Origin of the sequence: Citrobacter sp. wls710 (assembly GCF_005281115.1) — a bacterium.
Taxonomy (GTDB): Bacteria; Pseudomonadota; Gammaproteobacteria; order Enterobacterales; family Enterobacteriaceae; genus Citrobacter; species Citrobacter werkmanii.
This window is the reverse complement of the sequence record NZ_SZXD01000026.1, coordinates 174,219-193,253: the sequence shown is the minus strand read 5'-3', so window position 1 is coordinate 193,253 and position 19,035 is coordinate 174,219. Positions and strand designations below refer to the sequence as shown.

At 52.6% G+C, this 19,035-nt stretch carries 17 protein-coding genes; 8 read left to right on the top strand and 9 right to left on the bottom strand.

Features of this window, described 5'->3' with window-relative positions; all coding sequences use genetic code 11:
• Positions 1-8 precede the first annotated feature (8 nt).
• On the bottom strand, positions 9-539 hold the full coding sequence (rppH, locus tag FDX14_RS10035; protein WP_042310785.1) for an RNA pyrophosphohydrolase: 531 nt from the start codon (positions 537-539) through the stop codon (positions 9-11).
• A gap of 684 nt (positions 540-1,223) precedes the next feature.
• On the opposite strand from rppH, the gene mutH reads away from it, so the two are divergent.
• The 4 genes from mutH (at position 1,224) to FDX14_RS10015 (ending at position 4,219) form a co-directional block, all read left to right on the top strand.
• Positions 1,224-1,919 (top strand): DNA mismatch repair endonuclease MutH, encoded by a 696-nt coding sequence (mutH, locus tag FDX14_RS10030; protein WP_042310787.1) that lies wholly within the window; start codon positions 1,224-1,226, stop codon positions 1,917-1,919.
• 75 nt (positions 1,920-1,994) lie between these two features.
• The gene (locus FDX14_RS10025; protein ID WP_038633330.1) at positions 1,995-2,708 is read left to right on the top strand and encodes a TerC family protein; all 714 of its coding nucleotides are present in this window, start codon (positions 1,995-1,997) and stop codon (positions 2,706-2,708) included.
• Between the two features lie 145 nt (positions 2,709-2,853).
• The gene (ygdR, locus tag FDX14_RS10020) at positions 2,854-3,072 is read left to right on the top strand and encodes a lipoprotein YgdR (RefSeq protein WP_038633333.1); all 219 of its coding nucleotides are present in this window, start codon (positions 2,854-2,856) and stop codon (positions 3,070-3,072) included.
• A 106-nt stretch (positions 3,073-3,178) separates the two neighbouring features.
• Positions 3,179-4,219, top strand: a complete 1,041-nt coding sequence (locus FDX14_RS10015; RefSeq protein ID WP_042310789.1) for an NADP(H)-dependent aldo-keto reductase — start codon at positions 3,179-3,181, stop codon at positions 4,217-4,219.
• An 84-nt stretch (positions 4,220-4,303) separates the two neighbouring features.
• On the opposite strand, the gene lplT is transcribed toward FDX14_RS10015, so the two are convergent.
• Both lplT and aas read right to left on the bottom strand, forming a co-directional pair.
• On the bottom strand, positions 4,304-5,497 hold the full coding sequence (lplT, locus tag FDX14_RS10010; RefSeq protein ID WP_061382388.1) for a lysophospholipid transporter LplT: 1,194 nt from the start codon (positions 5,495-5,497) through the stop codon (positions 4,304-4,306).
• Entirely contained in the window at positions 5,490-7,649 is a 2,160-nt protein-coding gene (gene aas, locus FDX14_RS10005) for a bifunctional acyl-ACP--phospholipid O-acyltransferase/long-chain-fatty-acid--ACP ligase (RefSeq protein WP_042310791.1), read from the bottom strand. The genes lplT and aas overlap by 8 nt, the downstream gene beginning before the upstream one ends.
• 597 nt (positions 7,650-8,246) lie before the next feature.
• On the opposite strand from aas, the gene galR reads away from it, so the two are divergent.
• Both galR and FDX14_RS09990 read left to right on the top strand, forming a co-directional pair.
• Entirely contained in the window at positions 8,247-9,275 is a 1,029-nt protein-coding gene (galR, locus tag FDX14_RS09995) for an HTH-type transcriptional regulator GalR (protein WP_137349448.1), read from the top strand.
• Positions 9,276-9,288: 13 nt separating this feature from the next.
• Entirely contained in the window at positions 9,289-10,299 is a 1,011-nt protein-coding gene (locus FDX14_RS09990) for a LacI family DNA-binding transcriptional regulator (protein WP_042310796.1), read from the top strand.
• Between the two features lie 44 nt (positions 10,300-10,343).
• Here the strand turns inward: FDX14_RS09990 and lysA are convergent, their stop codons facing one another.
• Complete coding sequence (lysA, locus tag FDX14_RS09985; protein WP_079226045.1) at positions 10,344-11,600, bottom strand: diaminopimelate decarboxylase; 1,257 nt, start codon at positions 11,598-11,600, stop codon at positions 10,344-10,346.
• Between the two features lie 118 nt (positions 11,601-11,718).
• On the opposite strand from lysA, the gene FDX14_RS09980 reads away from it, so the two are divergent.
• Positions 11,719-12,654, top strand: a complete 936-nt coding sequence (locus FDX14_RS09980; RefSeq protein ID WP_042311160.1) for a LysR family transcriptional regulator — start codon at positions 11,719-11,721, stop codon at positions 12,652-12,654.
• Here FDX14_RS09980 and FDX14_RS09975 read toward each other — a convergent pair.
• Positions 12,626-13,333: an aspartate/glutamate racemase gene (locus tag FDX14_RS09975; protein WP_042310799.1), complete on the bottom strand. Its 708-nt coding sequence runs from the start codon at positions 13,331-13,333 to the stop codon at positions 12,626-12,628. The genes FDX14_RS09980 and FDX14_RS09975 overlap by 29 nt on opposite strands.
• A gap of 141 nt (positions 13,334-13,474) precedes the next feature.
• Here FDX14_RS09975 and FDX14_RS09970 point away from each other — a divergent pair, with 141 nt between their 5' ends.
• The gene (locus FDX14_RS09970; protein WP_042310801.1) at positions 13,475-13,801 is read left to right on the top strand and encodes a cupin domain-containing protein; all 327 of its coding nucleotides are present in this window, start codon (positions 13,475-13,477) and stop codon (positions 13,799-13,801) included.
• Between the two features lie 105 nt (positions 13,802-13,906).
• Here FDX14_RS09970 and araE read toward each other — a convergent pair whose 3' ends face one another.
• The 4 genes from araE to FDX14_RS09950 form a co-directional block, all read right to left on the bottom strand.
• A complete protein-coding gene (gene araE, locus FDX14_RS09965; protein WP_042310805.1) occupies positions 13,907-15,325 on the bottom strand; it encodes an arabinose-proton symporter AraE in 1,419 nt (472 codons plus the stop codon).
• A 315-nt stretch (positions 15,326-15,640) separates the two neighbouring features.
• The gene (kduD, locus tag FDX14_RS09960) at positions 15,641-16,402 is read right to left on the bottom strand and encodes a 2-dehydro-3-deoxy-D-gluconate 5-dehydrogenase KduD (RefSeq protein ID WP_003033923.1); all 762 of its coding nucleotides are present in this window, start codon (positions 16,400-16,402) and stop codon (positions 15,641-15,643) included.
• 58 nt (positions 16,403-16,460) lie between these two features.
• Positions 16,461-17,297, bottom strand: a complete 837-nt coding sequence (kduI, locus tag FDX14_RS09955; protein ID WP_042310807.1) for a 5-dehydro-4-deoxy-D-glucuronate isomerase — start codon at positions 17,295-17,297, stop codon at positions 16,461-16,463.
• 481 nt (positions 17,298-17,778) lie between these two features.
• Complete coding sequence (locus FDX14_RS09950; RefSeq protein ID WP_137349447.1) at positions 17,779-18,957, bottom strand: acetyl-CoA C-acetyltransferase; 1,179 nt, start codon at positions 18,955-18,957, stop codon at positions 17,779-17,781.
• Positions 18,958-19,035: the final 78 nt, after the last annotated feature.

The window sequence follows — 19,035 nt, the reverse complement described above, 5'->3', positions numbered from 1 at the left end:
TGCGTAGCTTAACCTCTTTTACGTCTGTACGCAGGTGCGCTTTGCGGTTTAGGAGTGGCCTCCTGAAGCGCCATAACAACACTTGCGAATTCTTTCATCACCCTGCGATAGACATCGCGTTTAAATGACACCACCTGTCGAACCGGATACCAGTAACTCACCCAGCGCCAGCCGTCGAACTCAGGTGTACTGCTGGTTTGCATATTGATTTCAGCATCGCTGCTGACCAATTGCAGAAGAAACCATTTTTGTTTCTGGCCGATACAAACCGGCTTTGTGTCCCAACGCACCAAACGTTTCGGTAACTTGTAACGCAACCAGTTACGAGTAGAAGCAAGGATCCGTACATCTTTACGGCTGAGACCCACTTCTTCAAAGAGTTCCCGGTACATCGCCTGCTCTGCTGTCTCTCCTGCGTTTATCCCACCTTGAGGGAATTGCCAGGAGTGCTGACCAAATCGCCGGGCCCACATGACCTGCCCCTGGCGGTTACAAATTACTATCCCTACATTCGGGCGGTAGCCATCGTCATCAATCACCGGACTACCTCAATATAAACCTTATATACAAATGATTGTTTCACACTACTGAGAGGCGGTAAACCACTCTGTTAAGGGTGCGATATTCTAATAACAATTGAATAACTCACAGCGAAGGCCCGAGTTATAAACAGAAGAAGAGCATTCAGGGCGATTTTATTCACCTTTTCTGTGGATATAGTTGTGAAGAAGTACGGAATTACTATGGGAAAACCCAGAACAGACCGAATAAGACATTCGTCACATATAAAAAATAGTCTTCTTTATTCATTAAGTTAAAAACGATCTCCACCAACAGACACACATAAATGTGATGTGTATCACGCGCACGATCTTCAGGCTGATGAAAGATCGACCAGCGTTGGTTTTATCCACAGATTATGCCAATAAGTTAGGCACAATTTGTGTAAAAATTCGATTTTCGTCGCACGTCAAGGCTGTAAATTGAAACAGTAGTGGGGGTTTTTCACAGTTATCCCATCTTTCTGTGGATAACATGGTGTAAGATCCTGTTCATTGTCAGTGACCAGAATTGGAAAACCTACATTGCTGTTGCGCAACAACGCGCGCGCGAATATAAAAACCAATATAAATCAAATAATTGAATAAAGCATGTGGAAAAAGATAAACTCTGTCCACACGGTATAAAATCATTGCTCATTTTTTCGCCTAAGGGTTAACCCGATGCCAGAACTCCATCCGTTACTTTCTCCGCCTGATTCTGAAGTCCAATTGCTGACCCAGGCGCGGCAGCTTGCGGGCTACTCGTTGGGAGAATTGGCGACCATGGCGGGACTCGTCACCCCCAAGGATCTCAAGCGTGATAAAGGCTGGATTGGCGTCCTGCTGGAGATTTGGCTGGGCGCCAGCGCAGGCAGCAAGCCGGAGCAGGATTTTGCGGCGCTGGGCGTAGAGCTGAAAACGATCCCTGTGGATAGTCTTGGCAGACCGCTGGAAACCACCTTCGTGTGCGTGGCGCCGTTAACTGGCAATACTGGCGTCACCTGGGAAACCAGCCATGTGCGACACAAACTTAAACGCGTACTGTGGATCCCGGTAGAGGGTGAACGCAGCATTCCACTGGCTGAACGTCGCGTCGGCTCGCCCTTGCTCTGGAGCCCGAACGACGAAGAAGAGCAGCAATTACGGCTAGACTGGGAAGAACTAATGGACATGATTGTACTAGGCCACGTCGAACGCATCACCGCTCGCCATGGGGAAGTGTTACAGCTGCGTCCCAAAGCCGCCAATGCCCGGGCGCTGACCGAAGCGATTGGCGCCAATGGCGAACCAATCCTGACCCTGCCACGCGGATTTTATCTGAAAAAGAACTTCACGCGCGCATTGCTTGAGCGGCATTTCTTATTCCAGCCGCAATAGGCACTGCCCGGCCTTTCACCCGCCGCGTTACGGGCCTATAATTACCGCTTCTTTTTTTTGGCAGGACTTTGCTCGATGTTATTTGCATGGATAACCGATCCTAACGCCTGGCTTGCGCTCGGTACGCTGACGCTGCTGGAGATCGTTCTTGGGATCGACAATATTATTTTCCTCTCTCTGGTTGTAGCCAAACTTCCGACAGCGCAACGCAATCATGCCCGACGTATTGGGCTGGCGGCAGCAATGATTATGCGTCTGGCGCTGCTGGCCTCTATCGCCTGGGTCACGCGACTGACAAACCCGTTGTTCGAGGTGTTTGGCGAGGCGATATCCGCGCGTGATCTGATCCTTCTGCTCGGCGGGTTGTTCCTGATCTGGAAAGCCAGCAAAGAGATCCACGAATCCATTGAAGGTGAGGAAGAGGGACTGAAAACCCGCGTCTCTTCGTTCCTGGGCGCGATTGTGCAGATCATGTTGTTAGACATTATCTTCAGTCTGGATTCCGTGATTACAGCGGTAGGCTTGTCTGACCATCTGTTTATCATGATGGCGGCGGTGGTGATTGCCGTAGGCGTGATGATGTTTGCTGCTCGCCCAATTGGTGAGTTTGTCGATCGTCACCCTTCAGTGAAAATGCTGGCGCTCTCTTTCCTGATTCTGGTCGGTTTTACGCTGATTCTGGAAAGTTTCGACGTCCACGTTCCGAAAGGATACATCTATTTCGCCATGTTCTTCTCTATCGCGGTAGAGACTCTGAATCTGTGGCGCAATAAAAAAAATCCGCTCTGATGAAATCTGTCGCTCCCCGCAAGGGGAGCGAATACCGCGCCGTACCTACCTCTTCTCACAGTTTAAGATTTTACTGCTTTCGTCATGCATAACTTCGCGTTATTACTAAACTATTGTCAGACGCAGGCCATGTGAGGATAAGCAGATGAAAAAATGGGCAGTTTTAATTTCCGCCGTAGGACTGGCTTTTGTAGTTTCTGGGTGCAGCAGCGATTATGTAATGGCGACAAAAGATGGTCGAATGATCCTGACCGACGGAAAACCAGAAATTGATGACGATACCGGTCTGGTGAGCTACCACGATCAGCAAGGCAACGCGATGCAGATCAACCGCGACGATGTATCTCAAATCATTGAACGCTGATGGTTGAGGTCAGCAACAGGCTGGCCTTAACAATTTTACTTCCCTTTTTCCCTTCCCTCAGCCATTTTTATAATCCTTATGTTGTGATTATAAAAAGGAAACGGCTATGCAATATCACCGTATACCCCACAGCTCGCTGGAAGTCAGTACACTGGGGCTGGGCACAATGACGTTTGGTGAACAAAACAGCGAAGCCGACGCCCATGCACAGCTCGATTATGCCGTGGCACAAGGCATAAATTTGATCGACGTTGCCGAGATGTATCCGGTACCGCCGCGTCCTGAAACCCAGGGGCTCACCGAAACTTACGTGGGCAACTGGCTAGCCAAACACGGTAGCCGCGAAAAGCTAATCGTGGCGTCGAAGGTCAGTGGGCCGTCACGTAACAACGACAGCGGCATTCGACCGAATCAGGCGCTGGACCGTAAAAATATCCGTGAAGCGCTGCACGACAGTCTGAAAAGACTGCAAACCGATTACTTGGATCTGTATCAGGTTCACTGGCCGCAGCGCCCCACCAACTGCTTTGGTAAGTTAGGCTACAGCTGGACGGACTCCGCGCCGGTCGTCTCCCTGCTGGATACGCTGGACGCGCTGGCTGAATTTCAGCGCGCGGGGAAAATTCGCTACATCGGCGTTTCCAATGAAACCGCATTTGGCGTGATGCGTTATCTGCATCTGGCGGACAAACACGATCTGCCGCGCATCGCCACTATCCAGAATCCCTACAGCCTGCTGAACCGTAGCTATGAAGTTGGACTGGCAGAAGTCAGCCAGTACGAAGGGGTTGAACTACTGGCCTATTCTTGCCTGGGCTTCGGTACGCTCACCGGTAAGTATCTGAACGGCGCGAAGCCTGCCGGCGCACGTAATACGTTGTTTAGCCGTTTCACGCGCTACAGCGGTGAGCAAACGCAAAAGGCCGTTGCAGCCTATGTGGATATCGCGAAACGCCATAATCTGGATCCTGCGCAAATGGCGCTGGCATTCGTGCGTCGTCAGCCGTTTGTCGCCAGCACCCTGCTGGGAGCAACGACGATGGAGCAGTTAAAAACAAACGTTGAAAGCCTGCATCTGGAGTTGAGCGAAGAAGTTCTGGCCGAGATTGAAGCGGTGCATCAGGTGTATACCTATCCTGCACCATAGCGGTTAGTGCCTGATGGCGCTACGCTTATCAGGCCTACAGAAAGCATTCCCTGTAGGCCGGATAAGGCAACTACACGTCACAGACTAATGGCGGCGCTGCCAAATCCATAGCGCCGCAATCGCCAGCGCAAACAGCGCGCCAAATCCAATACCAATCGCTACCGCCGGGATCCCTACCAGCACTGCCAGCGAGTAAATACCCAGCATCAGCAGCATCGCGCTGTTTTCACCCAGGTTTTGCACCGCAATCGCATTACCCGCACCGACGCTTTTCTTGCCCCGCTCCTGTAACAACGCATTCAGCGGCACCACAAAGAACCCGCCTGACACGCCGATAAGCATTAACAACGCGTAAGCCGGAAGCAGCGCATGTTGCAGCGAGAAGATCAGCACCACGACGCCAATCAGGATCCCCGCTGGCATACAGCGCGACACGGTTTCCAGTGTCACCAGCTTCGCCGCCGCACCCGCGCCGACCACAATCCCGATTGCCACCATGGCATTCAGGTAAGTAGGTGTAGCGTTATCAGTGATGCCCAGCGCCACCGGCACCCACAGCACCAACAGAAAACGCAGCGTGACGCCAGCGCCCCAAAAGAGGCTGGTTCCTACCAATGAGAAACGCGTTTCACCGTTACGCCACAGCGAAGTGGCCGCACAGAAAAAACTGCGGGTCATTTTCCCCAAATGCCAGGACTGGCCAGGGCGAGCCGCGGCCAGCCTGGGGATAAACAGGTTAGCCACCACGGCGCCCGCATAGGCCAGCGCACAGGCAGAAAGCGCAGCAATCACGTGCCAGTCGGCCAGCACGCCGCCTGCCACAGAACCGAGCAAAATCGCGGCAATGGTGGAGGCTTCCATCAGGCCGTTAGCTTTCACCAGTTTGTCGCCAGTGGTCAGTTCACCGAGAATGCCATACTTGGCTGGTGAATACGCCGCCGCGCCGATCCCCACCAGCGTATAGCCGAGAAATGGATTCACGCCGAAACAAATACTCGCCGCGCCCAGCAGCTTCATGCCATTAGCGAACATCATCACCCGGCCTTTGGCAAAGCTGTCTGCCACCTGCCCGACAAAGGGCGCAAACAGGATGTAAGCGCCCACAAACACCATTTGCAGGATCGGCTGACTCCAGTCCGGATAAAATTGTTCCTTAAGCAAAGCCAGCGTGGCGAACAGTAAGGCGTTATCGCCAAACGCCGACAGGAACTGCGCGGCGATAACGGACATCATCCCTTTGGACCAGATAGAAGTGTTAGTGTGCACTGACTCACTCATGTTGTTTTTCCGGCTCATCGACCCAGCTTTTCAGCGTAACAAAATCCGGCTTACCGCTGCCGAGTAATGGGAGTTGTTTCAGATGGCGAATATCACGCGGCACGGCAAGTTCAGGCACGCCATGCGTTCGCGCATACTGCTGCAGTTTTTCGCGCGTCAGTTCACTGTCGGTGGTGAACAGCACCAGCGCCTCGCCTTTGCTGGCATCGCTTTTGATCGCCGTGGCGTGCATTTTGTCTGCAGATACCGCCAGCGCCAGTTGCTCAACCATTTCCAGCGAGACCATCTCTCCGGCAATTTTAGCAAAACGCTTGGCGCGTCCCTGGATCTGCACAAAGCCGTTTTCATCAAAGCGCACGATGTCTCCGGTGTCATACCAGCCGTGCTCAATCTCACCCTGTGCATTTTCTGCCGTCGGCACTTCCAGCACGCCGGGTTTTTCGACACGCAAATAGCCGCTCATAATATTAGGGCCCTTCAGCTGTAAACGCCCTCCGTCCTCAATGCCAGGAACAGCTAACAGTCGGGCATCCATACCGGGTAAGATGCGCCCTACCGTTCCTGATTTCGCAGCCATCGGTACGTTGATCGACACCACCGGCGCACATTCCGTCACGCCATAGCCTTCAAGGACGCGCAGACCAAATTTCTCCTGCCACAGCTGTTTTGTGGTGTCTTGCAGTTTTTCCGCTCCCGCCACCACATAGCGCAGACGGTGAAAATCATAGGGATGCGCGAAACGAGCATAGTTGCCAAGGAACGTTGACGTACCAAACAGTACGGTGCAGTTCCGGTCGTAGACCAGTTCCGGCACAATGCGGTAATGCAGCGGGCTGGGATAAAGAAACACTTCTGCGCCGGTCAGCAGCGGCGTGAATAATCCCACCGTCAGACCAAAGGAGTGGAATAGCGGCAACGCAGACATAAAGCGGTCGTCGGCGGTGAAATCAGCGATGGTTTTAATCTGCTCGACGTTCGCCAGAATGCTCTTGTGGCTGTGTACCACACCTTTAGGATGACCTTCCGAGCCAGAGGTAAAGAGGATCACCGCAGCCTCTTCCGGCTGCTGTTTCACCTGCGCCAGATGCGGCGCCAGCAGATGCGAGAAAATCCACAGCTTATCGCTAAACGTCACATCGGCTTTCAGATCTTCCAGGTAAACCCAGCGCACCTGGGTGAGCTGTTCCGGTAAATGCCAAAGTTTGCCTTTATCGAGAAACTGTCGGGAAGTGAAGATAGTTTTGACTTCTGAAGCAGTAATGGCGCTGGTTAGCCCTTTTACACCTGCTGTATAGTTCATCATCGCCGGAATACGCCGACGCGCAATAGCGCCAAAAATGACCGCCGCGCTGATCCCCGCGTTTGGCAGCATCAGGCCTATTTTTTCACCCTCGGCGGTATATTTTTCCAGGATACGGGCCACAAACAGCGTCTTAGTCAGCAGTTTACGGTAGCTGTCCGGCGTAAAGTTAACATCTTCAATGCAGTTTTTGCCTGCGCCAAAGCGATATTTCGCCGCCAGCAGAGATTCGTAAAGTGTTTCACGCGGACGTACCGCCATGCGCGCTTCCATCATAATTTGATGCAGCATCTCACCCGCGATTTTGCGGCGATCGCGAGCACGCGGCGCTTCCGGCATCGGCATGTGGGTCGGCGGCAGGATGTGCAAGCGAATACGCGGGAAGAATCGCTGTTTAACCAGACCTTTCAGGCGACTAAAGCGTGACAACTCCGCGCCTTCGATGCGCACAGGAACCACCGTGGCCCCTGACTTTGCCGCGACAAACCCGGCGCCGTCATAGATTTTCATCAATGAACCGGTGGTCGAAATACGCCCTTCCGGGAAAATAACCACCGGACGCCCCTTCTCGACCAGGCGAACCAGATGTTTAATCGACATCGGTTTGGTCGGGTCTAACGGCACGAAATCAATCAGCGGAGTCAGCCAGCGCATGTACCATTGCTGACTAATAGAGGTGTAAACAGCAAAAACGGGGCGGATCGGTAAAAAAAGCGCCAGCAGGATGCCGTCGATAAATGAGACATGGTTGGGAGTAATTAGAACGCGTTCTCCCTGTAGCGCGCTGATATCGCCCGTGACGCGAACGCGGAAAAGCACGCGAAACAGATTACGAAAAAAGCCAAATAGCATCTCAACTCCCTGTGCCATTAATTACATAAACATTAATGTTGGGAGAGTATACGAGTTGGAGAGTGGGCGCGACAGGTAACTGGTGAATACAATCCGAAAAAAAACCTGCGCATCCGCGCAGGTCGGTGCAAGAGACAGGTACGAAGTGCGTACCGAATAATCTCACCAATCAATACCTCTGGGATCTTGATTGTGGTCGTCAGCAGCCAGATACGCCAGTGCGAAAACGCAAAGGAATGAACCCAAATGCAACGAGTTGTGTAAATTATCGGTTACTGTTACAGATAGGCCGAAGACAAAAAAAAACCTGCGCATCTGCGCAGGCTGGTGTAATTCTAGTGATCAACCCGAAAGTTGATTTCACCTATCAATACCTCTGGGATCCCAACTCTAGCAATCTGCTCAGTGCCCTCACCAGCGAACAATCGCAACAGCACATCGCAAAGTGTAAGTAAAAATTAGCGTTTTCTATTTTTTGTCTTACTTCGCTCGTGCGCGCTCACATTTGCGACGTCCTGACAGGCAATCTGCTTGAACAGCCAGCCATTTTCCGTAACACTGACATAATGTAAGCGTTTACCCACAACAGGTACTATCATGGCGACCATAAAGGATGTAGCCCGACTAGCTGGTGTATCAGTCGCCACCGTTTCTCGAGTGATTAATGACTCCCCCAAAGCCAGCGAAGCATCGCGTCTGGCCGTAACGAGTGCAATGGAATCACTCAGCTACCACCCCAACGCCAACGCGCGTGCGCTGGCGCAACAATCTACCGAAACCATCGGACTGGTGGTTGGTGATGTGTCAGATCCATTTTTTGGGGCAATGGTTAAAGCTGTCGAGCAGGTGGCCTATAACACCGGTAATTTTTTACTGATCGGCAACGGCTACCATAATGAACAGAAGGAACGTCAGGCGATTGAACAGCTCATTCGCCACCGCTGCGCTGCGCTTGTTGTCCACGCCAAAATCATCCCGGATGCAGACCTCGCTTCATTAATGAAGCAAATCCCCGGCATGGTATTGATCAACCGAATTCTGCCGGGATTCGAACAACGCTGTGTTGCCCTCGATGACCGCTTCGGCGCGTGGTTGGCTACCCGACACCTTATTCAGCAGGGCCATACGCGTATCGGTTATCTGTGTTCCAATCACACCATTTCAGATGCGGAGGATCGCCTGCAAGGCTATTACGATGCGCTGACGGAGAGCAATATACCGATTAACGATCGGCTGGTGACCTTTGGCGAGCCGGATGAGAGCGGCGGTGAGCAGGCCATGACCGAGTTGCTTGGACGTGGCAAAAACTTCACGGCAGTAGCCTGCTATAACGACTCCATGGCGGCTGGCGCGATGGGCGTGTTAAATGATAACAGCATTGATGTACCAGGCGAAATTTCCCTGATCGGCTTCGATGATGTGCTGGTTTCCCGCTATGTGCGACCACGTCTGACCACGGTACGCTATCCGATAGTGACGATGGCAACCCAGGCCGCTGAACTGGCGCTGGCGCTGGCGGAAAAGCGACCCACGCCTGAAATCACCCACGTATTTAACCCAACTCTGGTGCGCCGCCATTCCGTTTCGACGCTGACAGAGCCGGGCAATTCTTCGTCAAACGATTAACCAGGATAGCGTCATGACCACGATGTTGGACGTTTCACGACACGCTGGCGTCTCAAAAGCGACCGTTTCGCGCGTGCTGAATGGTACGGGTCAGGTAAAAGAGAGTACGCGCCAGAAAGTGTTTAAGGCCATGCAGGCACTTGATTATCGACCCAATTTTTTAGCGCGCTCTTTGGCGAACCGTACCAGCAACAGCATTGGCCTGGTGGTTTCCACGTTTGATGGATTCTACTTTGGACGCCTGCTGCAACAAGCTTCGCGCCAGACGGAATCTCACGGTAAGCAGTTGATCGTCACCGACGGCCACGACACGCCGGAGCGTGAACAGGAAGCCGTGCAAATGCTGGCCGACAGGCAGTGTGATGCCATTATTCTCTATACCCGTTATATGAGTGAACAGGCGATTATGTCGCTAATGAACAGCATTGCTATGCCGTTGCTGGTCATTAACCGTGATGTCAGTCAGGCCCGCGATCGCGCGATTTTCTTTGAACAGGAAGAAGCCGCGTTCCAGGCGGTCAATTATCTGATCTCCCAGGGGCATAACGATATTGCCTGCATCACCGTGCCGGGCCATACCCCTACCGGTAAATCACGTTTGATGGGATATCGTAAGGCGCTGGAAAAAAACGGTATTCCCTGGGATCCCGACAAGGTCAAATACGGCGACTCCACAATGACGCGAGGCTATGAAGCCTGCCGTGAACTGCTGGAGGAAGGGGTGACATTCAGCGCCCTGTTCGCCTGTAACGATGACATGGCATTAGGTGCATCAAAAGCGTTGCATCAGGCTGGCCTGAAGATCCCAACGGACGTCTCGCTGTTTGGTTTTGATGATGCGCCCAGCGCCAAATGGCTGGAACCGGGGCTTTCTACCGTTTATCTGCCGATTGACGCCATGATAACAACGGCAATTGACCAGGCTATCCGTCTGGCCAACGGTGAGAGCGTAGAGCCGATCCCACCGTTTACCGGCAAACTGGTGTTGCGGGAATCGGTGACAACGGGGCCGTATTACGAATAGTGCCGGATGGCGCAAGCGCCATCCGGCGTTTCACAACGCTATATTCAGATTAACTCCAGCGCCAGTAGCTCATCAATCGTCTGGCGACGACGGATCAGTCGCGCCACGCCGTTATCAAACAACACCTCCGGCAGCAGCGGACGGCTATTGTAATTTGACGACATTGACGCGCCGTACGCCCCGGTATCGTGCAGCACCAGATAATCCCCCGGCACTACCGCTGGCAACAGACGGGTTTCCACATTTCCGCCTTCCTGCTGGGTAAAGACGTCGCCGGACTCACACAGCGGCCCAGCTACTACGGTTTCTATTTGCGCGGCTTGCTCCAGAGAACGGCCATCTCCCGCCAGTGCAGAGATATGGTGATAGCTACCGTACATCGCCGGGCGCATCAAATCGTTGAAGCCTGCGTCAATCAGCACAAAGTGACGGCTGCCCATCGCTTTTACGCTGCGCACCTGCGCCACCAGCACGCCAGCTTCCGCGACCAGAAAACGGCCCGGTTCGATCTCCAGTTTGACAGCGTGACCCAGATGATGCGCAATTTGATCGCGCGCGGCGTTCCATAACCCAAAGTAATGATCGGTATCGATCGCCTCTTCGCCCTCACGATACGGGATCGACAGCCCGCCGCCCGCGGAGATCGCCTCCAGATCCTGACCAAACTCGACAACCTGACGCACCATCGCGCCGCATACCTGTTCCAGATGGCCGTAGTCCACGCCGGATCCAATATGCATATGAATACCCACCAACTTCAACTGATAGCGCTGGATCACTTCCAGCGCCGCCGGAAGATCGCTGTACCAGATACCGTGCTTGCTGTTCTCGCCGCCGGTGTTGGTTTTTTGACTGTGTCCATGACCAAAACCAGGATTCACGCGCAGCCACACGCGATGGCCCGGCGAAAGCTGGCCCAGTTGTTCCAGCATATCCACCGATCCAGCATTTACCGGAATGCTCAATTCATGCACCCGGGCGAGCGTCGCGTCATCGATCATATCGGCGGTAAAGACTATCTCATCTTGTCCCGGCTCAAAGCCCGCCGCCAGCGCGCGTTCAATTTCGCCCAGCGAGACGGAATCGACCTTCACGCCCTGCTCGCGCATCAGGCGCAGAATATGAATATTTGAGCATGCCTTCTGGGCAAAACGCACCACGTCAAACTGGCTCAGTTTGGCAATCTGCGCGCGGATAATCTGTGCATCATACACCCACACCGGGCAGCCAAATTCAGCGGGCAGGCGTAGCAGGTTGGCGGCGGTGAGATCGGTATCAGTGCTGTTGAGTGGGCGTGGCATGATGTGCTCCGGTATTGGCTTTTTTATGATTACGCCACAGGCCAGAAAGAATAAAAAATATCGTTTTATCGTGAGTCTATGCAAAAATGATATGGCTTACATCATTCGAGGATTACTCATGCCCGCCGTTAACCTGCGCCATATTGAAATTTTTCATGCCATCATGACCGCAGGTAATCTGACGGAAGCCGCGCGGATGCTACATACCTCGCAGCCGACCGTCAGTCGGGAACTGGCCCGATTCGAGAAAGTGCTGGGATTAACGCTGTTCGAACGTTCGCGTGGCAGATTGCATCCGACCGTGCAAGGGTTACGTCTGTTTGAAGAGGTACAACGTTCCTGGTATGGTCTGGACAGGATTGTGAGCGCCGCCGAAAGTCTGCGCGAATTTCGTCAGGGCGAATTATCGATTGTCTGCCTGCCGGTATTCTCACAATCTTTTTTACCGCCGCTGCTGCAGCCATTCCTCACACGCTACCCGCAGGTCAATATTCAGATAGTGCCGCAGGAGTCACCATTGCTGGAAGAGTGGCTGTCGGCGCAACGCCACGATCTGGGGATCACAGAAACCCTGCATACTCCCGCCGGCACTAAACGTACAGAATTGCTGGCGCTGGATGAAGTATGCGTGCTGCCACAGGGACATCCGCTGGCCGAGAAATCCGTGCTCACCCCCCAGGATTTTCAGGGCGAAAACTACATCAGCCTGTCGCGGACCGACAGTTACCGTCAGCTTCTGGATACCCTGTTTAATGAGCATCAGGTGAAACGTCGCATGGTAATAGAAACCCATAGCGCCGCTTCAATTTGTGCAATGGTACGGGCGGGCGTAGGGATCTCGGTGGTCAATCCCTTAACGGCGCTGGATTACGCCAGTAGCGGGATCGTTATCCGCCGCTTCAGTATTTCGGTACCGTTTACGGTCAGCCTGATTCACCCGCTTCATCGCCCCGCCTCGGCGTTGGTCGATGCTTTTAGTGCGCATCTGCAAACCCATCTCCCGAGGCTTATCGATCCGCTGAACGCTATTTTGCATCCACAGACGAAAGCATAAACTCCACCGCATCTTGCGCATGGATAGCCGCAGTGTCGAAAACCGGTAGTGGGCTTAGCTCGGCTGGCACCAACAGACCAATCTCGGTACAGCCAAAAATTACCCCTTGCGCGCCCTGCTTAGCCAGTTGAGCAATCACACTGAGATAATAATCGCGGGACGTTTCATTGAATTCGCCGAGGCACAGCTCATCGAAAATAATCTGGTTTATTTTTTGCCGGTCGTTAACGTCAGGAATAAGTGTACTAATGCCAAATTCAGCCTGTAAGCGCCCACGGTAAAAATCCTGCTCCATGGTGTAGCGCGTACCCAGCAGCGCCACGTTGCTCATCTGCTGCTTTTGTATGGCGCGGCCAGTGGCATCAGCAATATGCAGGAACGGTACATCACAGGCGGTTGCAATCGCCTCAGCAACCTTGTGCATCGTGTTGGTACACAACACGATTCCCTCAGCACCCGCCTCCTGTAGCCCTCTGGCGGCCTGCGCGAGGATCTGCCCGGCCCGCAGCCAGTCGCCGCTGGACTGACAGGCTTCAATCTCATGAAAATCTACGCTGTGCAACAGAATCTGTGCTGAATGCAGGCCACCCAGACGCTGTTTTACCCCTTCATTAATGAGTCGATAATAAGGAATGGTGGATTCCCAGCTCATACCGCCTAACAGACCGATCGTCTTCATCGCTTCCCCTCATTCGTTGTTATCTCTCCAGTGAACCAAAGATGTGATCAACTTTCCACATTTGTTGGTGTGCATTTCTTTTTATACTTTGCTGGTATAAATTTAATGAAACAGTGTTTCATTAACTTACAGGAATGCCGGATGTTTATTTTTCATAAAGAGACCACGCTTGAAGATCTGGGCAATGGCGTTACCCGTCGCATTCTGGCTCACGACGGTAAAATGATGGCGGTTGAGGTGAACTTCGAGCAGGGAGCGATTGGTCCGCTGCACAACCATCCGCATGAACAGCTGACTTACGTTTTATCCGGTGAGTTTGAATTTACGATTGGGGAAGAAAAGCATGTCGTGTCCGCAGGTGACACCCTGTATAAACAGCCCAACATTATGCATGGCTGCGTCTGCTTAAAACCGGGAACATTACTCGATACGTTCACCCCGGTGCGAGAAGATTTTCTGCACGGGTAATGTGTTCAAAAAAAATGCCGAGTAACGCTTGCGCTTACCCGGCCAGGACGAGACTTAATTCGTAGGCCGGATAAGGCAGAGCCGCATCCGGCACGTATGTCTGGCTTACACCCCAATATTTCTTAGCTTCTCACCCGACATCAGCTTGCGCTCGATGTGTTCCAGCGTGACGTTTTTGGTTTCTGGGATAAGCCAGAATGTAATACCGATAAAAGCGACGTTCAACGCGGTATACAGCCAGAACGTACCCGCCGCGCCAATGCTGTCGAGCAGCGTCAGGAACGTGGCACCAATGATCATGTTCGACACCCAGTTGGTGGTGGTCGAGCAGGTAATACCAAAATCACGGCATTTCAGCGGCTGAATTTCCGAACACAGGATCCACACCACTGGCGCGGCGCTCATCGCGTAACCTGCAATGCACATCATGGTCATACCGACTGACAGCCAGGAAAGGCCACTGGAAGCCGTGCCGTTATCAAACTGCATCAGGCAATAGCCGAGTACCAGCGTCCCAATGGCCATCACGCTGAAACCAATTTTAAGCGCCGGTTTACGCCCCGCTTTGTCGACCGTGAAAACGGCAATAAAGGTGGCGAACATGAACGTTAAGCCAACCACCAGCGTGGCAATCATCTGCTGTTCGGTGGTGGTAAAGCCCGCCATTTTAAAAATGCGCGGCGCGTAGTACATGATGATATTCATCCCGGTGAACTGCTGCATCGCCTGCAACAACATTCCGAGGAAAACCGCGCGACGCACGTTACGGTTAATTTTAAATAGCGCCCAGCCGCCCTGCTTCAGCTTCAGGCTTTCACGGATTTCGTTCAGCTCATCGCGGGCTTTTTCTGACGTATCGCGCAGCATACGCAATACTTCTTCAGCTTCGATATGGCGACCTTTTTCCGCCAGCCAGCGCGGACTGTTCGGCAGGAAAACCACCAGGATAATCAGTAACACCGCCGGGAGCGCCAGCACCCCCAGCATCGCGCGCCAGTTACCGCTGTAGCTGAATGCCGTATCGGATAAGAAGGCCAGCACAATGCCCAGCGTAACCATCAGCTGGTACATACTGATCATCTTACCGCGCACATTCTCACTGGCCATTTCTGAGAGATACAGCGGCGCGGTGTAAGACGCGATACCCACCGCAACGCCCAGCACCACGCGGGCAAAAATGAGCATTTCAACGCTGGATGCCAACGCCGATCCCAGAGAGCCGACGACAAAAAGGATCGCGCCCGCCATCAGACTGTATTTACGTCCCAGGCGGAATGACAGCCAACCATTAAACAGTGCGCCAATTGCCGCACCCAGCATCATGCTGCTCACCACCCACTCCTGCAGGCGGCTGGTCAGGACAAAGTGATCGGTAATGAAAGGCAACGCGCCGGCTATCACGCCAATATCCAGGCCGAATAACAATCCTGCGACAGCCGCAGAGATAGAGACAAACATATTCATACGTCGCGTATCGCGCACAGGGCGCGGCGCTAAAGCAGCATCATTATTTATTGAGACCATTTTTTCCTGCCAGATACAGAGTAAACCATGTCCCTGAAAGTAAGGGATCCCTTACATGAAGCGTCAGGCGGGAAACGGCAAAAACATGGATTAAATAGCTACACCACCTCGTTATGTGATGGATATTCCAATTTTAAAATTTATCAGCAACCACTCAATTAAATTTAATTTATTGATATTAAAGAGGATTAAACATTACAAATTCATACATATATAATTATGTATGGATTAATTTATAGACAGAATATGGATTAAAATAACTTAAAACCAAAAAAAAACCTGCCAGATGACAGGGTTTGTTATTCAAAAAATGTATTAACGTGCCAGCCAGCCGCCGTCTACCGCAACGGTATAGCCGTTAATATAGTCAGACGCGCTGGACGCCAGGAACACGACAGGCCCCATCAGGTCGCTCGGCAGTCCCCAACGTCCTGCCGGAATACGATCGAGGATTTCTGCGCTACGCTGCTCATCAGCACGCAGCTGCTGAGTGTTGTTGGTCGCCATATAACCCGGCGCAATCGCGTTGACGTTGATGTTATGTTTTGCCCACTCGTTCGCCATCAGACGGGTGACGCCCATTACGCCGCTTTTAGACGCGGTGTAAGACGGAACGCGGATACCGCCCTGGAAAGAGAGCATAGAGGCGATATTGATAATTTTGCCGCCGTTACCCTGAGCGATAAAGTGCTTCGCCGCAGCCTGAGACATAAAGAATACGCTCTTAATGTTCAGGTTCATCACGTCATCCCAGTCTTTTTCGCTGAAGTCGATCGCATCGTCACGACGGATAAGGCCCGCATTGTTGACCAGAATATCGATATGGCCGAATTCTGCCACTGCGCGCTCCAGCAGCGCTGGAATACCATCAATTTGGCGCAGGTCGGCGGTCAGACTTAAAAAACGGCGACCCAGTGCGGTCACGCGTTCGATGGTTTCCGTCGGTTCAACAATGTTGATACCGACAATATCGCAACCCGCTTCCGCCAGACCCAGCGCCATACCCTGACCCAGGCCAGTGTCGCAACCGGTCACAACGGCGACTTTACCTTCAAGAGAGAATGCATTCAAAATCATTGTAAATCCTTAATTTTTTATAATGCCCGCCGCAGGCAGGCACGGCTGTCGCCCGCAACTAGCGCAGATCTTTGACGGCGACATGGTCCATATCATCAAAGACCTGGTTTTCACCAACCATGCCCCAAATGAACGTATAAGCTTTTGTGCCAACGCCTGAGTGAATAGACCAGCTCGGGGAAATCACCGCCTGCTCGTTGTGCATCACAATATGACGCGTTTCCTGAGGCTGTCCCATCATGTGGAAGACGCAGGTATCTTCTTCCATGTTGAAGTAGAAGTAGACTTCCATACGACGTTCATGGGTATGGCACGGCATGGTGTTCCACAGGTTGCCCGGCGCCAGCTCAGTCAGGCCCATGCTCAGCTGGCAGGTTTCCAGCACATCCGGTACAAAATATTTGTTGATGGTGCGACGATTACTGGTGAGGTTATCGCCCAGCGTCACTGGCGCAACGTCAGCAGGCGTGACTTTTTTGGTTGGATAAGTCGTGTGTGCCGGCGCGCAGTTGTAGTAAAACTTCGCCGGTTTCGCCGTATCAACGCTGGCAAACACAACTTCTTTTGCCCCTTTGCCGACGTACAGGGCATCACGATGACCAATTTCATAGCACTGACCGTCAACGGTAATCGTGCCCGGACCACCGATGTTGATCACACCCAGCTCACGGCGTTCGAGAAAATAGGTTACGCCCAGTTGTTTACCGACTTCGCCACCCACAGAGACGGTTTTGGCCACCGGCATAATGCCGCCAACAATAATACGGTCGATGTGGCTGTAAACCATGGTGTATTCATCTGCGACAAATACTTCTTCGACCAAAAACTCATTACGCAGCCCCTGAGTGTCGAGGGTTTTGGCATGCGCACTATGGATGCTTTGTCTTACGTCCACATTTACCTCCATTGATAAATTGACCGTGAATGCTTTAACGAATAGCAAAACGCTGTTCCGTTTTATCTAATGCGCTCATGATATCCCTCCCGGATAGGGTTTTCAATTACAACTGAAACGTTGTTTCACTTTTTCCGCATCTTATTGTCAAAAGTGTAATTGCGATCACGCTCGGGCATATAAATCGTGGGAATATTTCAAATAAAATCATCTAAAACAATTAGATAGATTAAAACACAAAGAAGATAATCATTCGTGGCAGGGATAAGACATTGAAAACACAGCTGGCAATATACGATGTTCGCACACCTTTGCTGACAAAGTGCGCAGTCAATCACATGAAATGAAACAATGTTTTGATATATTGACGGCGTTTAGAGTGTATGTTTCTGTAACTGGCCTTGCCCTCCTGTTGGAGGGCTTTTTTATAGATGCCGGGGTAACACACAAAAAAGCGTTTAAGAAGGGAAATCTAAGATCGTTAGTCTCGTTCGATAGCGAGCGCCACACCTTGACCACCGCCGATACACAGCGTTGCCAGCCCTTTGTGCGCCCGACGCTTCACCATTTCATGCACCAGCGAAACCAGTATACGACAACCCGATGCGCCAATCGGATGGCCAAGTGCGATAGCGCCGCCGTTCACATTTACCCGCCGTTCATCCCACTCCAGCATTTTCCCAACGGACAAGGCCTGCGCGGCGAAGGCTTCGTTGGCTTCGATCAGATCAACATCAGCCAGTTGCCAGCCCACACGCTCAAGGCAGCGGCGCGTCGCATACACCGGCGCAATCCCCATTAGTGCGGGATCGACCCCGACGCTGGCGAACGCGCGAATGCGGGCCAGCACCGGCAAATTCAGCTCCTGCGCTTTGGCCTCGCTCATCATCATCACCGCGGCGGCGCCATCGTTAATGGATGAGGCGTTCCCCGCGGTGACCGAACCGAGCCGGTCAAAGGTAGGATCCAGACGCGCCAACCCTTCCGCACTGGCATCGGTACGCGGTTGCTCATCGGTATCCACTACGAATGATTGACCATTACGCTGGGTCACCACCGGCACGATTTCATCTTTAAAGCGTCCGGCGTCGATAGCCATCCGAGCCTTGTGCTGCGAGTGCAGCGCGTAGGCATCCTGTAATTCACGGCTAATGCCGTATTCCCGCGCGAGGTTTTCTGCAGTGACGCCCATATGATAATCGTTGAAAGCATCCCACAGACCATCATGCACCAGGCTGTCGACCAGTTGACTGTTCCCCAGTTGTGCGCCAGTGCGGCTATCGGTAAGGACATGCGGCGCACGGCTCATATTCTCCTGTCCACCGGCAATCACAATGTCGGCTTCGCCGCATTGAATAGCCTGGGTCGCCAGATGCAGCGCTTTCAGCCCCGAACCACAAACATCGTTAATGGTGATGGCGGAAACGGTATTAGGTAGCCCACCATTGATGGCGGACTGACGGGCCGGGTTCTGCCCGGCACCTGCGGTAAGCACCTGCCCGAGGATCACTTCATCCACGGAGTGAACATCCACGCCCGTGCGTTCCAGCAACGCCTTGACCACCATGCTGCCTAACTCAACGGCAGAGTGGCGAGCCAGCGTTCCCTGGAAGCAGCCGATCGGTGTCCTTAACGCCCCGACTATCACAACCTCTTTCATCACTACCTCAGCGCAAAATAACACCGCAATAGTAGATGATTGTTAAAAGTAGTTATCAAAGTTGTTTAAAAATGGTGA

Coding starts and splice junctions, on each gene's coding strand:
- mutH (WP_042310787.1), top strand. CDS start 1,224: ATGCCAGAACTCCATCCGTTACTTTCTCCGCCTGATTCTGAAGTCCAA.
- FDX14_RS10025 (WP_038633330.1), top strand. CDS start 1,995: ATGTTATTTGCATGGATAACCGATCCTAACGCCTGGCTTGCGCTCGGT.
- ygdR (WP_038633333.1), top strand. CDS start 2,854: ATGAAAAAATGGGCAGTTTTAATTTCCGCCGTAGGACTGGCTTTTGTA.
- FDX14_RS10015 (WP_042310789.1), top strand. CDS start 3,179: ATGCAATATCACCGTATACCCCACAGCTCGCTGGAAGTCAGTACACTG.
- lplT (WP_061382388.1), bottom strand. CDS start 5,497: ATGAGTGAGTCAGTGCACACTAACACTTCTATCTGGTCCAAAGGGATG.
- aas (WP_042310791.1), bottom strand. CDS start 7,649: ATGCTATTTGGCTTTTTTCGTAATCTGTTTCGCGTGCTTTTCCGCGTT.
- galR (WP_137349448.1), top strand. CDS start 8,247: ATGGCGACCATAAAGGATGTAGCCCGACTAGCTGGTGTATCAGTCGCC.
- FDX14_RS09990 (WP_042310796.1), top strand. CDS start 9,289: ATGACCACGATGTTGGACGTTTCACGACACGCTGGCGTCTCAAAAGCG.
- lysA (WP_079226045.1), bottom strand. CDS start 11,600: ATGCCACGCCCACTCAACAGCACTGATACCGATCTCACCGCCGCCAAC.
- FDX14_RS09980 (WP_042311160.1), top strand. CDS start 11,719: ATGCCCGCCGTTAACCTGCGCCATATTGAAATTTTTCATGCCATCATG.
- FDX14_RS09975 (WP_042310799.1), bottom strand. CDS start 13,333: ATGAAGACGATCGGTCTGTTAGGCGGTATGAGCTGGGAATCCACCATT.
- FDX14_RS09970 (WP_042310801.1), top strand. CDS start 13,475: ATGTTTATTTTTCATAAAGAGACCACGCTTGAAGATCTGGGCAATGGC.
- araE (WP_042310805.1), bottom strand. CDS start 15,325: ATGGTCTCAATAAATAATGATGCTGCTTTAGCGCCGCGCCCTGTGCGC.
- kduD (WP_003033923.1), bottom strand. CDS start 16,402: ATGATTTTGAATGCATTCTCTCTTGAAGGTAAAGTCGCCGTTGTGACC.
- FDX14_RS09950 (WP_137349447.1), bottom strand. CDS start 18,957: ATGAAAGAGGTTGTGATAGTCGGGGCGTTAAGGACACCGATCGGCTGC.